The organism is Paenibacillus sp. J22P169 (genome assembly GCF_059691995.1).
In genome coordinates this window covers 1-13,223 of sequence record NZ_JCAUAO010000012.1, presented here as the reverse complement: position 1 = coordinate 13,223, position 13,223 = coordinate 1, and the positions used below count along the sequence as shown (strand labels likewise).

Below are 13,223 nucleotides of genomic sequence, written 5' to 3'. Positions count from 1 at the left end.
CTCCAAACTTCCCTCATCTCGCTGAGAGGTTATTCCGCTATTAACTTAATGACTTCGGCATATCCCGCTTTATCCAGATCATTGGTCTGAGCATTCGTAATAAGTTGTGTGATAACCACAATCGCCTCATCAGTTTCATCGTTTCGCATAGTCTTAGCAAGCTGCAATGCTTCCTCACGATGCTCAGCATCGTAGGCAATGAGCACACGTCTCGGTTGCTTCACCTGCTCCTTACCTATTACTTCAAGGATTCGATTCGTTTTGAGCGCGAATCCTGTCGCTGGCGCTGGACGTCCAAACTGACTCAGCAAGTTATCGTAACGACCTCCGCTACAAACAGGGAAGCCCAAATCAGCCGCATACCCTTCGAACGTCATGCCTGTATAGTAGGAGAAATCTCCAATCATCGTTAAATCAATCACAACATGCTCACTCACGCCATACGCCTTCAGAACATCCCAGACTTCACAAAGATGTCGAATCGCATCCTGAGCAATTGGATGCTGAGAAACCATCCGAGCTTGCTCGCAGATCTCGTCACCGCCACGAAGCCTAAGCACACCATTTAGCTCACGCTCAACATCAGGCGCTAGGGATAGTGTCTTAATAGCTTCCCGGTACCCTACGTAATCACGGCTAAGCAAATGCTCTTTCAAGGCAAGCTGAGCCTCTGTGCGCCCGTCCAATGTTTCTTGGAATAATCCATTCAGAAAACCAACATGACCAAGTGCGATCTTGAATTTCTCTACGCCAGCTGCCTGCAGTGAAGCAATCGCGAGTGCCACAACCTCTGCATCAGCTTCTGATGACTCATCACCGATCAGTTCAACACCAGTCTGATAGAACTCTGAATCCCGGCCCGCTTCTTCTTCAATCGAACGAAAAACATTCGAATGATAAGAAAGACGGAGTGGAAATGCTTGTTCCTTTAAAAGCGAAGAAGCTACACGCGCAATAGGAGCCGTTAGTTCTGAACGCAAAACGAGCGTTTTCCCCTTGCGATCTAGGAGCTTAAACAGCTTCTTATCCTCTGTGGAGCTTGCAACGCCAACTGTATCGTAATATTCAAGTGTAGGTGTAATAATCTGGTTGTAACCCCAGCGTCCCATACAGGCCAATACACGGAATTCTATATTTCTGAGTTTCGTAACCGCATCAGGCAAATAATCTTTCGCGCCTAACGGCTTTTCAAATACTTTTGGCTTCGACACCGTCTCACCTCAATAAGTAGGAGTATAATCGTTATCTTTATTTATCATATCTCGAATCGCTTTAGTGCGTTAACGTGCTACCATACTACCAAAATAAAGAATGTACGGCTATTTTAACACGTATCCTAAAGAGCGTCAATCATCAACGTCCTGTGCAGCGCCTCATTTTGCAGATTATATTTGACACCATTCATTTATGAAATTCGATTTAAGAATGGCATATTAACCCATTCCGCGTCAACTGTATTCGAAGAAGTAAAAAGGCATGCTGTCGAGGCAGCATGCCTTCTTCAAAATGTCTAACTAGAACTGATTAATCTTCCTCTACTGGCCCATTGGGTGTTTTGCCGCCATTCGGCGCTTGACTTCCATTCAGCCCATTACCATTACCGTTGCCATTTGGTGACTGATATTGACCATTTCCGTTTCCATTTCCATTTGGCATAGGTTTTTGTCCGTTTTGACCATTTCCATTACCGTTACCGTTACCATTACCATTTGGTGCTGGCGTTGCTCCACCGTTAGGTGCTGGCGTTGCTCCACCGTTTGGCCCCGGTGTTTGAGTCGCACTTGGCCCTTGTTGGCCTCCGCCGTTTCCTCCACCTTCGACTTTACCGCCACCTTGACCCTTGCCTCCGCCAATGCCATTACCACCGCCTTGACCTTGGCCTCCGCCTCCGCCATTACCGCCACCCTGACCCTTGCCTCCACCAATGCCATTACCGTCGCCTTGACCTTGGCCTCCACCAATGCCATTACCGCCGCCTTGACCTTGGTCTCCGCCAATGCCATTACCGCCACCTTGGCCCTTGCCTCCGCCAATGCCATTACCGCCGCCCTGACCTTGGCCTCCGCCTCCGCCATTACCGCCACCTTGTCCCTTGCCTCCGCCTTTACCGCGGCCTTGACCAACACCTTTAAGTTTCAGATAGCCATAGGTAATCGACTCGAGTGTACGATTATCAACCGCACCAGTTACCGGCAATCCATGTTTTTTTTGAAAATATTTGACACCCTGAACTGTCGCATCATCGTAGTAACCGTTAATATCACCAGAATAGCTACCCAGTGATTTCAGCATCCCTTGGATAACGAAAACATCTGGTCCATTTGCTGGCTTACCTACGGCCAAACTCGTGGTTGGCAAGGCTAAAAGCAGCATGAGCGCTAGCACTGCTGTACCAACACGCTTTCTTATAGACCATCCAAAGTTACCTTTTTTCACATCTACGTTTTTACTACGATTCCATTGCTGCACTTAACCGACACCTTCCCTTTACCTATAATTTCACTGCGTCTTTACTATTCCCAATCTGTCATTTTTATTAGTCGTTTTCTTGAAATTCTGTTATAACAAGTGATGAAATCATAGCGTTCGTTTTCCAAGCACAACAACAAAATGGACCCAACATCATAAGACGTTGAGCCCACCGTAACTATCATCTATCTATTACGCACTGCCCGATCGAATAACCTGCATCGGGTTGCCCGCCACAAAACTATGTGGGGCCACGTCCTTATGAACAATGGAGCCCGCGCCAATAATCGCGTAATCACCAATTGTCACACCAGGTAGAATTGTGGTATTAGCCCCAACCATTACGTGGGATCCAATCCGTACGTCGCCTAGCCGATATTCCTTCGTTAAATACTCATGCGCCAGAATCGTCGTATTATAGCCAATGATCGTATTACTTCCAACATGAATCCTCTCTGGAAAAAACACATCCACCATCACCATTAAGGCAAATGCCGAGTGCTCACCAACCGTCATTCCTAGCATACGACGATAAATCCAGTTTTTCAAACGCAAGGAAGGCGAATATCGCGTGATTTGAATAAAGATGAAATTTCGCATTGCCTTCCACTTACTTACGGTTTGGTAAATTTGCCATAGTGCGTTCGGGCCGTCTACTGGATACTTCTCTGTCTGCCTCAATCAGCCTTCACATCCGACGATATCCCAACTAACGGCAACAGATCAAACATATCACCGACAATATGATCCGGGTTGTACTGCTCTAAATAGGAGCGCCCCTTCCAAGACCAGGATACACCGACAGAAGTAACTCCTGCGTTCTGAGCAGCCTCAATATCATAATGGCTATCGCCTACCATCATTGTTTCTTCAGCTGAGCTCCCTAGTTCTTTAAGCGCTGCAAAGATGCCCTCAGGACTCGGCTTTGGCTCTTTTACATCATCCACTGTCACAATAACGCTGACGAAAGCATCTAACCCACAAAGTTTAAGTCCCATCAGTGTAGTAAGTCTGATTTTACTTGTCACGATACCGATTTTGATACCTTTTTCATGAAGCTTCGCCATTACCGTACGCACGTTCGGAAATTCTTTCACAAGTTCATCGTGCTTCGCTAAATTGAACGTACGATATTTTGTAATGAGTGCTTCAACTTCTTTTCTCCCTGTAAAAAACTCCATCTGCTCCACTAACGGACGCCCCATATTGGGAATAATCAGCTCCCGACTAACAGGCTCCGGCGTTTCGCCCTCCAAGCTATGCAAGAACGATTGCACAATCAACTCATTCGTATCGACAATCGTGCCATCCAAATCAAATAGTACGGTTTGAATCATAGTTAACTCCTTTATCTGTCTCTTCCTCTTTAATTACTTTGTTTTTATCCAGCGCTAGCGTCGATTCAATCGGATCCGAATACCGCATATCCGAGTAACCTTTTTTCCTTCTAATAATTATCATAGTCACGGCTGCAATGACAATCAGCAGTGCAAGCAGTTGGGAGAATCGAATATTCCCTCCATACGTCAGCACACCTGGTTCAAACACGACTTTCATAGGTGACCATAACGCATTCATCAATGAAGCTAACCAACCTGGTCCCGTGATGTCCAAGCTGTCAGTACGGATCCCTTCAATGAAGAAACGGCCAATGGAATACCAGATGAAATAACTTAGAAATAGCTCGCCTGCCCTTAAGAAAGGTCTACGGCGAAGCCAGAATAAAACTAACAGCCCTGCAAAACTCCAAATCGACTCATACAGAAACGCTGGGTGGTAAAACGTACCTTCAATGTTCATTTGATTCACGATAAAGTTCGGCAAATGCAGGCTATCTCTCAGAAATGACTCCTCTACAGGGCCCCCGTGAGCCTCTTGATTCATGAAATTACCCCAACGGCCGATCGCTTGTCCGACAATCAGACCTGGCGCTAGAATATCGGCAATACGGAAGAAATTATATCCCTTCGCCCGAATGTAGAATGATGTACCGATAATAGCACCAATCAGTGCGCCATAAATCGCAATCCCACCGTGCCATATCATGAATACTTCCCATAAATTGTCCTTATAATCAGCCCATTGGAAGGCAACATAATAAATTCTAGCCCCAATAATGGCAGAAGGAACCCCAATTAACAATAAATCCATGAAGAAGTCTGGCACGATTTTGAATCGCTTTCCTTCTCTGATTGCCAACATTAAACCTATTAATGCTGCTGTACCTAAAATAATGCCATACCATCGGACATGAATCGGTCCGAGGGAGAACGCAACACTTTCTAACATAGTTTCACTCCCTTAGTTTATGAGCCCTACACGAGCTATGAGAAAACCTTTATCGAGGCCATTCATGGATGAGCTACCTCGTTCAAATGTTGGTTTTATCGCCAATAGGAAAGCGGTTTTCAGGAACCGAAAACTTATACTTTCCTATGTGGTCAATCAAAATCCTCAAAATCTTCATTCAACGATTCCGTCAATTTATTCGTAAACTGCAGCGCCGCATTGTAGCCCATACGTTTTAAGCGATAATTCATCGCCGCAACCTCTACGATGACCGCTAAGTTTCGGCCTGGTCGTACGGGTATCGTAACGAGCGGCAAATCGGTGTCAATAATTCGTGTTAACTCCTCATCCAAGCCCAAACGATCATATTGCTTCTCTTGCTGCCAATTTTCCAATTTAACCACTACCGAGATCTTCTTCACATTACGAATCGCGCCTGCGCCGAATAACGTCATGACATTAATGATACCTACGCCGCGGATCTCCAGCAAATGTCGAATCAGCTCTGGCGCATTACCCGTCAACACTTTATCTCCATTTTGCCTTATTTCTACTGCATCATCCGCTATGAGTCGGTGTCCTCTTTTCACAAGCTCAAGGGCTGTTTCACTTTTCCCGATCCCACTGCTTCCAGTAATCAACATACCTACCCCATACACATCAACAAGTACGCCATGAATGGTCGTGCTAGGAGCAAGCTTGTTTTCGAGAAAGCCTGTTAATCGACTTGCGAAAATCGTCGTTGAAAGCTGTGTACGAAGCACCGGCAGATCACGTTTGGTCGCCTCTTCGAGCAATTCAACGGGAACGTCAAGTCCTCGCGTTACAATAATACATGGCGTTTCTTCAGGGGCACATAGCTGCTCAACCCGATTTCTTCGAACGCCAGTCGTCAACATTTCTATAAACGTTATTTCTGTTTTTCCCAGCATTTGAATACGCTCTTTGGGATGGTAATTGAAATACCCAGCCATCTCAAGACCAGGACGATACAGGTCCCCTGTTGTAATCGGACGCTTTAACCCGCCTTCACCTGCTAACACTTCCATATGTAGCTGTTCCATCATTTCGGAAACCTTTACCTTTTTGGCCATTGTCCTAACTCCTTCGAATTTGCTTATGTACCATGTGCTTGCCCTTGTAGCACGCAGGCTTCCAATAGTTTCATCGTAATGGAATACCTAATTGAAATCAACTACTGTGTTCTTGAAGCTCAAAATAAACAAAAAAACCAGCCGATAACGGCTGGCCTTTCAGTACAATCCTATAGGTTTGGGTTAACCAAGATGGAAAGTGTTGATTCTTTATCGAAGAAATGAACTTTGTTCATGTCTAGTGCCAATTTAACGTTTGTACCTTCTTTGATTCCGGAACGACCGTCAACACGAGCGATTACAGTGTTAGCGCCGATACCGTTCAAGTACAAGTACATTTCGTGACCCAAATTCTCAGTCAATTCAACGTTAACGTTGAATACTGTGTTCGGGGAAGCTTCCAAGAATACTGGCTCTTCGTGAATATCTTCTGGACGAACTCCCAGAATCACTTCTTTGCCAACAAATCCTTTGTCTTTTAGAACTTGTGCTTTACCAGCTGGAACTTCTACATTTACGGAACCTGCTTTGAAGAAAATTCCGCCACCTTCAGATGTCAATGTTCCGGACATGAAGTTCATGGATGGGGATCCAATGAATCCAGCAACGAACATATTAACTGGGAAGTTGTAGATTTCTTCTGGTGTAGCAGCTTGTTGAATAATACCTTTATCCATAACAACGATACGATCACCCATTGTCATAGCTTCGATTTGGTCATGCGTTACGTAGATTGTTGTAACACCAAGACGTTTTGTAAGTTTTGTGATTTCCGCACGCATTTGTACACGAAGTTTCGCATCCAAGTTGGAAAGCGGCTCATCCATTAAGAATACTTGTGGCTCACGAACAATCGCACGACCCAAGGCAACACGTTGACGTTGACCACCGGAAAGAGCTTTTGGCTTACGATCAAGCAAGTGAACGATATCTAGAATTTTCGCTGCTTCGCGAACACGAGCATCGATATCAGCTTTCTTGAATTTACGAAGTTTCAATCCGAATGCCATGTTTTGATAAACAGTCATATGCGGATAAAGAGCGTAGGATTGGAATACCATCGCGATATCGCGATCTTTTGGAGCTACGTCATTTACAAGGCGGTCTCCGATGTAAAGTTCACCTTCAGTGATTTCCTCTAAGCCTGCGATCATACGAAGAGTTGTGGATTTTCCGCAACCGGATGCACCAACAAGTACTACGAACTCTTTATCAGCAACTTCAAGATGGAAATCTTTAACTGTTGATTCTTCTGCACCAGAATATCTTTTAACGATATGATTTAAACGTACGCCTGCCATGATTTCATTCCCCCTACAATTTATCGTTCAAATGCTTTATTTATCAACATTTCTATATACACATCTTACCCTACGAACGGCGGACTGACTATGCACAATCCCTACAAAAAAATCACTTTCTTTTCGTTACTTTGTACAATAGCAAGGCCAAACGTACCAAAACTGCATGATTAAACGTTCTAACATCCAGTCCTGTCTCGTTCTTGAACTTGTCCAGCCGATATAATAAAGTATTTCGATGAATATACAGCTTCTTCGCTGTTTCACTGACATTACAGTCTAGTGTGAAGAAATGCTCCAGCGTCGTTACCGTCTCACTATCCAGCACATGATCCGTGCCGCGGAGCACCTGCTCTAGGAAATCGGTTTTCTCCTCTTCCTCAATAAGGTGCAGCAATTTCTCTAGACGAAGCTCCCAACGCAAATGAATAAAGCTGCCTACATGGAAGGAACGGCCCAGCATAATGGTCTCACGCAGCTTAAGCACGGTGGCAAACATAGACTTCGCCGGCTTCACAGGGAAATCTATCGCTAAGTGGCATTCACCTACCCATTCATTCGCTAACATCTCATATAAACCTGAGCCTAGTGCATCGAGCGTTTGCTCAACGCTTTCTTCCTCATCTCCATCACGTTCTTCGCTGCCGCTAGTAATAAGGACCTCTGGCGCTAAAATCAACCACTCCTTTTCCAGTAAAGGAATCAGAATAATCTCCGCCTCGAAAAATGATTCCAACAGCTTCTTAAGCTCCGTATAGGAAACTCGCTGATTCTGAGGATAGTCCCCGTACAACAGTAGCGGAATTTTGGTAGAATACAACGACGATTGCGAGGCAAGCGCATCAGGTAACTCAGCATGGCTAGTGCCACGCTCCATTTGCTGCAGCAGCCACTCTCTTAATTGGTTAGACTTTCTTTCATCTTCCGACAGATAAGAGCCGAATTGCTTCTTCTCTAATGTTTGCTTAGATTCAATCGTAAGTTCGACGAGTTTGCGTTCTGACGTAGTAAGCTTACTCCCATCCATCTGCAGGACACGAACCTCTTTATGCTCCTGAGAAACAAAGAAAAGAACTTCTTGGCTCCGGTTAACGCTTCGACTAAATCCTTCGTGGCGCTCTCCCTGATCCTCCACAAGCTGGTGCCATTCGGACTCAGGTATCAGGCTTATCTGTATTGGCGACTGTAAAACCGCTTCCAATCGCTCTTTGACATGCTCCCAAATCATCTGCCTTCACTCCTTATTGCCTATAGCATCTTCTATATTTTTCTCTCTATTGTACCAATTGTACCATATGTCTGACTATTCCTGTGAATCGAAAGGAACCCTCCTGTCCAGATTGACAAGAGGGCCCTTATGTAAGACGGTCTATTTGATTACACGACGAGCCGTCACATAGTGATCTGCCCACCATTCTTTATTAATCGAGGTAAATTTGACGCCACCTTCACCATACGTATGAATCATCATGCCGTCACCAACATAAATACCGACATGTCCAATGTTTTTACCTGAATCAGGCGTTGTAAAGAAAACCAAGTCCCCGGTTTGCAAATTGCTTTTGCTAACAAATACACCTTCCTTAGCTTGGTCGCGAGACACACGCGGCAGTGTAATTCCGTATGCAGCAAACACTGTTTTTGTGAAAGAAGAGCAATCCATCGTTTTAGTCTGACCGTATTTGGCACCAAACACATATGGCGTTCCTAGGTATTTCTGTGCAGTTAGGATTAACTCGGCTTTCAAACGATCCTTAGCTGAAAGAATACTTCTTCCACCAATAAAGCTGCCCTTAAGCTCACTTACATTGCGAGTAACAACTTCGTCTTTGCTCTGGGATGCCATGACCATCTTGCCTTGACCCACATAGATCCCAGCAAATGTTGGCTTTGAACCACTACCAAAGAACAAGATGTCACCTGGCTCAGCTTTATCTATTTTCGTAATTTTCGTTGATTTCATGTTGAATTGACCCGCTAATGTTCTGGGCACTGTGTAATTTAACGTTTCATAGACATAATAGATCAGTCCAGACGAATCAAACCCTGCAGATGGTTTCTCATTACTTTTGGAGTAATCTACACCAACCATTTTTTTGGCCAAAGAAACGGCATCCATATCATCATTCGCGGCATACGCGGAAACAGCAGTTGTTGCTGATAATGCGATTGTGATCGCAGCAGTGATTCCTAGTGTGCGGTGTGCAAGACTCTTTAACATTGTATATCCTCCTGTACATGCTCTCTTGGGTGAATTAGGTGAATTGGGTAATATGGAAAACTTCTCAGTTACTAGTACAAGATTACCATGGTAATGAAAAGACTTTCATTCCTAAAATATTTCCTAACATCCATGACATTGGCAATGGTGCCAATTCCTTCATTTCGTGATGAATTCAACATCCTATTGGCCACCATCATATTCTCCGTGGATTTGGAAATAATTGTAGTAACACTTTTTGAGTTTTTATTCTCGCTAGCTGTGGAGGTGATAAGCATGAAAGAACATAATCATTATCCAACTTTTGATGTCATGGAAGAAAACAAGGAATGGGATGTACATACCAGATCCATTGTGACTGCTCGGCTTGTTCGTGAACATGATTATGGCTATTTAACATTCGTTGAAGCTGAAAATCTTCGGGCCTGGTGTTCACTGCTTATGGACGATCATCGCGGAGAAATCATTCAATACGTTATTAACCATATCGATCAGGTATTATCGGACAATAAAGGTGAAGGACAACGAAAAGTGGGCACGCCTCCGATTCGAATTCTTTTACGTCAAGGTCTTAAAGCGATTGACGAAACGGGATGGATCGCGAATAGTCAGCCTTTCTTTCAATTAGATGAAACGAACCAACGCAGCATTATGCTTCAAATCAGCAACGATAGCTATCCACCAACGAAAAATTGGGATGGCATCCCCCAGAAAATCTTATTTCAGAAGCTTCTTCAACTGAGTGTTGAAGCTTACTATGCTCATCCTTTGGTTTGGTCCGAAATTGGTTTCGGAGGACCTGCTTATCCACGCGGATACTCACTTAACAGTCCTGGTCAATTAGAGTCTTGGGAGGCTGTGAAACGATCATGAAGTGGCGCTATGAAGATGAAACCGTGGATATTGTCATCGTTGGAGCAGGTGCTGCTGGGGGCGTTCTAGCCAAAGAGCTCAGCGAAGCCGGACTCGGTGTAGTGGTCATTGATGCAGGGCCTTGGCGTGATCCAAAGAGGGATTTTGCCAGTGACGAGCTCAGTATGAAACGATTAGCTTGGGAGGATACGCGCCTTGTCGATGCTGCTCAGCCATTCGTTACAGGTAAGCATCAATCAGGCATGGGGATTGGCGGGGGCACTCAGAACTTTACTGGCGTTTTTCTGCGATTTCATGAATCTGATTTCAAAACAAAGGCTATTGATGGCGTTGGAGAAGACTGGCCCATTCATTACAAAGACCTGGAGCCTTATTACACGCGAATCGAAAAAGAAATCTCCGTATCCGGCCCTAAGCATTTCCCTTGGGGAAACTTTCAGGGTCCATATCCCTTTCCAGAGCTAGATTCGCTTAGCCCTAATGCTGTCTTATTTCACAAAGGCTGCAAATCCCTTGGAATTCAATCCGCACCTACACCATTAGCTATTCTCTCTAAGCCGTTAGAAGGGCGCTCTGCCTGTACCAATCGGGGGTTCTGTCTTCAAGGCTGTATGCCTAACGCGAAATTTAGCACCTTGGTTGTACATATCCCTAAAGCGGTTCAAGCTGGAGCTGAAATTCTTGCAGACTGCAGAGTCACACAAATCGAAGTTAATGATTATGGACATGCTTGCGGGGTTCTCTTTGTCTACGAAGGCACGACCTATCGGCAACGGGCCAAAACCGTTATCCTCTGCGCGCATGTGGTGGAAACACCTCGTTTGCTGCTTCATTCCGCCACACCTCAGTTCCCCGATGGATTAGCTAATTCCAGCGGATGGGTAGGCCGAGCGATTATGACGCATAGCAGCAACGACGTTTATGCCAAATTCGAAGAGGAAGTCCGATTGTACAAAGGAACACCCGTGCTAGCATCTACCCAAGATTTCTATGAGACAGATCCTCGCAGAGGCTTTGTCCGTGGATATACCATACATGCGCATGGCTCAAGGCCAATTGAGATGGCAGAAGGCATTCGCAAGGCTACTGAGGCTCCTTTATGGGGCTCGTCCTTCAGACAAGCTATGCAAGATTACAACTTCTATGGTCGTCTCAAAATGGTTGGAGAGGTTCTGCCCGCTTGGAATAATCACGTCGCACTTTCCGAGGAAAAAGATCAGTTTGGCATGCCTATGGCTTCCCTGACCTTCAATTACTGTGATAACGATCTGAAACTCCTTGATCATGCGGTTGAAAATATGAAGCTTATCCTCCGTGCTGCTGGCGGCGAGATCACCTACACCGTTCCTGATACACAACATCTGATGGGTGGTTGCCGAATGGGGAATGATCCCACGACATCCGTGGTGAACTCATATGGTCAAAGTCATGACATACCCAACTTGTTCATTTGCGATGCTAGCTTATTTGTCACCTCCAGTGGAGGCAACCCGACGCTTACTGTTATGGCTCTAGCCGCACGAACAGCCGATTACATCATTGACCTTGCCAGCTCCTGATTGTTATCCTTACTAGTAAGTATATAAAAGGAAGGAGCTGTACTCCCATTGGCCATTGCTGAATTTACGATCATCCCCATCGGAACAGCCACAACCAGCCTGAGCGGCTATGTCGCTGACCTTCATAAAGAATTAGAGCGACACGTCGATATCCGCTTCCAAATGACACCCATGGGCACCATTCTGGAAGGCCCATTAGATCGCCTACTCGAGGTCATACGTGCCGTCCACGAGGTACCTTTCTTGCATGGTGCTGCGCGTGTATCCACGTCCATCAAAATCGATGATCGCCGCGACAAGCCCGCCTCTATGGAACAAAAAATGCAGTCTGTCGCAGACAAGCTCTGAACAGAACTGCATATAAAAAAGCATCCTTATTATAGGGATGCTTTTTCTTATAGCCTAAAAACAAAAAAAGACCATTCGGTCTTGTGTGTTTGCTTATAAAAGTGAGTCATGTAGGATTCGAACCTACGACACCCTGATTAAAAGTCAGGTGCTCTACCAACTGAGCTAATGACTCGTAGGGAAAATGGAGGCTGATGGATTCGAACCACCGAACTCGAAGAGAGCAGATTTACAGTCTGCCGTGTTTAGCCACTTCACTAAGCCTCCAGATACGAGATACCCGTACTGCCTAAGCAATACAACCATCTCAATGGCTTTGGACGGAATCGAACCGCCGACACGAGGATTTTCAGTCCTCTGCTCTACCGACTGAGCTACAAAGCCAAACGATTATTTATAGCATGTCCTACATTAATTGTAAAAGAAATGGCGGAGCTGACGGGATTCGAACCCGCGGTCTCCTGCGTGACAGGCAGGCATGTTAGGCCACTACACCACAGCTCCATGCTACAAAAAGGTAAACCACAAAAATGGTGCCGTCGAGAGGACTTGAACCCCCAACCTACTGATTACAAGTCAGTTGCTCTACCAGTTGAGCTACAACGGCGTAAATATGGTGGAGGCTGACGGGATCGAACCGCCGACCCTCTGCTTGTAAGGCAGATGCTCTCCCAGCTGAGCTAAGCCTCCATCTGGTGTTTTTGGTTTTATGGTAGCGGCAGAGGGGCTCGAACCCCCGACCTTACGGGTATGAACCGTACGCTCTAGCCAGCTGAGCTACGCCGCCACATAAAAGTGTATATATATTTGGAACTGGCGGAGAGAGAGGGATTCGAACCCTCGCACCGCTTACGCAGTCTAACCCCTTAGCAGAGGGTCCCCTTATAGCCACTTGGGTATCTCTCCAAGATATATATACGATTCAGGAATAGTATTCCCTGAAAACTAGATACGAAACTCACGTAAAGTACTTACTTAGGAATTTTGGTTAAGCCCTCGACCGATTAGTATTCGTCAGCTGCATACGTTGCCGCACTTCCACCTCGAACCTATCAACCTCGTCGTCTAC

At 45.4% G+C, this 13,223-nt stretch carries 12 protein-coding genes, 8 tRNA genes and 1 rRNA gene; 3 read left to right on the top strand and 18 right to left on the bottom strand.

Annotated elements, in window-relative coordinates; all coding sequences use genetic code 11:
- Positions 1 to 29: 29 nt before the first annotated feature.
- The 9 genes from AC58QG_RS31805 to AC58QG_RS31765 all read right to left on the bottom strand — a co-directional run bounded on the left by AC58QG_RS31805 (position 30) and on the right by AC58QG_RS31765 (position 9,374).
- Positions 30 to 1,211, bottom strand: coding sequence for an ATP phosphoribosyltransferase regulatory subunit (locus tag AC58QG_RS31805; RefSeq protein WP_497366042.1), 1,182 nt, complete (start codon positions 1,209 to 1,211; stop codon positions 30 to 32).
- A gap of 313 nt (positions 1,212 to 1,524) precedes the next feature.
- Complete coding sequence (locus AC58QG_RS31800; protein ID WP_497366041.1) at positions 1,525 to 2,469, bottom strand: peptidoglycan-binding domain-containing protein; 945 nt, start codon at positions 2,467 to 2,469, stop codon at positions 1,525 to 1,527.
- Positions 2,470 to 2,661: 192 nt separating this feature from the next.
- Positions 2,662 to 3,150, bottom strand: coding sequence for an acyltransferase (locus tag AC58QG_RS31795; protein WP_497366040.1), 489 nt, complete (start codon positions 3,148 to 3,150; stop codon positions 2,662 to 2,664).
- Positions 3,147 to 3,806 carry a pyrophosphatase PpaX gene (ppaX, locus tag AC58QG_RS31790; protein WP_497366039.1) on the bottom strand — a complete coding sequence of 220 codons (660 nt, stop codon included), beginning with the start codon at positions 3,804 to 3,806 and terminating at the stop codon, positions 3,147 to 3,149. Before ppaX ends, AC58QG_RS31795 begins: the two co-directional genes overlap by 4 nt.
- Positions 3,784 to 4,758, bottom strand: coding sequence for a prolipoprotein diacylglyceryl transferase (lgt, locus tag AC58QG_RS31785; protein ID WP_497366038.1), 975 nt, complete (start codon positions 4,756 to 4,758; stop codon positions 3,784 to 3,786). The genes ppaX and lgt overlap by 23 nt, the downstream gene beginning before the upstream one ends.
- A 152-nt stretch (positions 4,759 to 4,910) precedes the next feature.
- Positions 4,911 to 5,852 carry an HPr(Ser) kinase/phosphatase gene (hprK, locus tag AC58QG_RS31780; protein WP_436233550.1) on the bottom strand — a complete coding sequence of 314 codons (942 nt, stop codon included), beginning with the start codon at positions 5,850 to 5,852 and terminating at the stop codon, positions 4,911 to 4,913.
- A 170-nt stretch (positions 5,853 to 6,022) separates the two neighbouring features.
- Positions 6,023 to 7,153, bottom strand: a complete 1,131-nt coding sequence (locus AC58QG_RS31775) for an ABC transporter ATP-binding protein (protein ID WP_497366037.1) — start codon at positions 7,151 to 7,153, stop codon at positions 6,023 to 6,025.
- A 112-nt stretch (positions 7,154 to 7,265) separates the two neighbouring features.
- Positions 7,266 to 8,381 (bottom strand): PucR family transcriptional regulator, encoded by a 1,116-nt coding sequence (locus tag AC58QG_RS31770; RefSeq protein WP_497366036.1) that lies wholly within the window; start codon positions 8,379 to 8,381, stop codon positions 7,266 to 7,268.
- A 141-nt stretch (positions 8,382 to 8,522) separates the two neighbouring features.
- Positions 8,523 to 9,374, bottom strand: a complete 852-nt coding sequence (locus AC58QG_RS31765; protein ID WP_497366035.1) for an NlpC/P60 family protein — start codon at positions 9,372 to 9,374, stop codon at positions 8,523 to 8,525.
- A gap of 276 nt (positions 9,375 to 9,650) precedes the next feature.
- Here AC58QG_RS31765 and AC58QG_RS31760 point away from each other — a divergent pair, with 276 nt between their 5' ends.
- From AC58QG_RS31760 to AC58QG_RS31750, 3 genes are read left to right on the top strand one after another with little or no spacing between them, the layout of a single operon-like run.
- The gene (locus AC58QG_RS31760; protein ID WP_497366034.1) at positions 9,651 to 10,247 is read left to right on the top strand and encodes a gluconate 2-dehydrogenase subunit 3 family protein; all 597 of its coding nucleotides are present in this window, start codon (positions 9,651 to 9,653) and stop codon (positions 10,245 to 10,247) included.
- Complete coding sequence (locus AC58QG_RS31755; protein WP_497366033.1) at positions 10,244 to 11,806, top strand: GMC family oxidoreductase; 1,563 nt, start codon at positions 10,244 to 10,246, stop codon at positions 11,804 to 11,806. Before AC58QG_RS31760 ends, AC58QG_RS31755 begins: the two co-directional genes overlap by 4 nt.
- A gap of 48 nt (positions 11,807 to 11,854) precedes the next feature.
- Complete coding sequence (locus AC58QG_RS31750; RefSeq protein ID WP_497366032.1) at positions 11,855 to 12,154, top strand: MTH1187 family thiamine-binding protein; 300 nt, start codon at positions 11,855 to 11,857, stop codon at positions 12,152 to 12,154.
- 102 nt (positions 12,155 to 12,256) lie between these two features.
- Here the strand turns inward: AC58QG_RS31750 and AC58QG_RS31745 are convergent.
- The 9 genes from AC58QG_RS31745 to AC58QG_RS31705 all read right to left on the bottom strand — a co-directional run.
- Positions 12,257 to 12,329 (bottom strand) — tRNA-Lys (locus AC58QG_RS31745).
- A 10-nt stretch (positions 12,330 to 12,339) separates the two neighbouring features.
- Positions 12,340 to 12,421 (bottom strand) — tRNA-Tyr (locus AC58QG_RS31740).
- A gap of 44 nt (positions 12,422 to 12,465) precedes the next feature.
- Positions 12,466 to 12,538, bottom strand: a tRNA-Phe gene (locus AC58QG_RS31735).
- A 43-nt stretch (positions 12,539 to 12,581) separates the two neighbouring features.
- A tRNA-Asp gene (locus tag AC58QG_RS31730) sits at positions 12,582 to 12,658 on the bottom strand.
- 27 nt (positions 12,659 to 12,685) lie between these two features.
- A tRNA-Thr gene (locus AC58QG_RS31725) sits at positions 12,686 to 12,761 on the bottom strand.
- Positions 12,762 to 12,768: 7 nt separating this feature from the next.
- Positions 12,769 to 12,844: transfer RNA gene (locus tag AC58QG_RS31720), tRNA-Val, on the bottom strand.
- Between the two features lie 20 nt (positions 12,845 to 12,864).
- Positions 12,865 to 12,941, bottom strand: a tRNA-Met gene (locus AC58QG_RS31715).
- A gap of 27 nt (positions 12,942 to 12,968) precedes the next feature.
- Positions 12,969 to 13,060 (bottom strand) — tRNA-Ser (locus AC58QG_RS31710).
- Positions 13,061 to 13,138: 78 nt separating this feature from the next.
- Positions 13,139 to 13,223, bottom strand: a 23S ribosomal RNA gene (locus AC58QG_RS31705); the annotation flags it as partial.

What these genes read in the sequence shown, in the direction of transcription:
- AC58QG_RS31765 (WP_497366035.1), bottom strand. Translation starts at nt 9,374, where the DNA reads ATGTTAAAGAGTCTTGCACACCGCACACTAGGAATCACTGCTGCGATC.
- AC58QG_RS31755 (WP_497366033.1), top strand. Translation starts at nt 10,244, where the DNA reads ATGAAGTGGCGCTATGAAGATGAAACCGTGGATATTGTCATCGTTGGA.
- AC58QG_RS31760 (WP_497366034.1), top strand. Translation starts at nt 9,651, where the DNA reads ATGAAAGAACATAATCATTATCCAACTTTTGATGTCATGGAAGAAAAC.
- AC58QG_RS31775 (WP_497366037.1), bottom strand. Translation starts at nt 7,153, where the DNA reads ATGGCAGGCGTACGTTTAAATCATATCGTTAAAAGATATTCTGGTGCA.
- hprK (WP_436233550.1), bottom strand. Translation starts at nt 5,852, where the DNA reads ATGGCCAAAAAGGTAAAGGTTTCCGAAATGATGGAACAGCTACATATG.
- lgt (WP_497366038.1), bottom strand. Translation starts at nt 4,758, where the DNA reads ATGTTAGAAAGTGTTGCGTTCTCCCTCGGACCGATTCATGTCCGATGG.
- ppaX (WP_497366039.1), bottom strand. Translation starts at nt 3,806, where the DNA reads ATGATTCAAACCGTACTATTTGATTTGGATGGCACGATTGTCGATACG.
- AC58QG_RS31770 (WP_497366036.1), bottom strand. Translation starts at nt 8,381, where the DNA reads ATGATTTGGGAGCATGTCAAAGAGCGATTGGAAGCGGTTTTACAGTCG.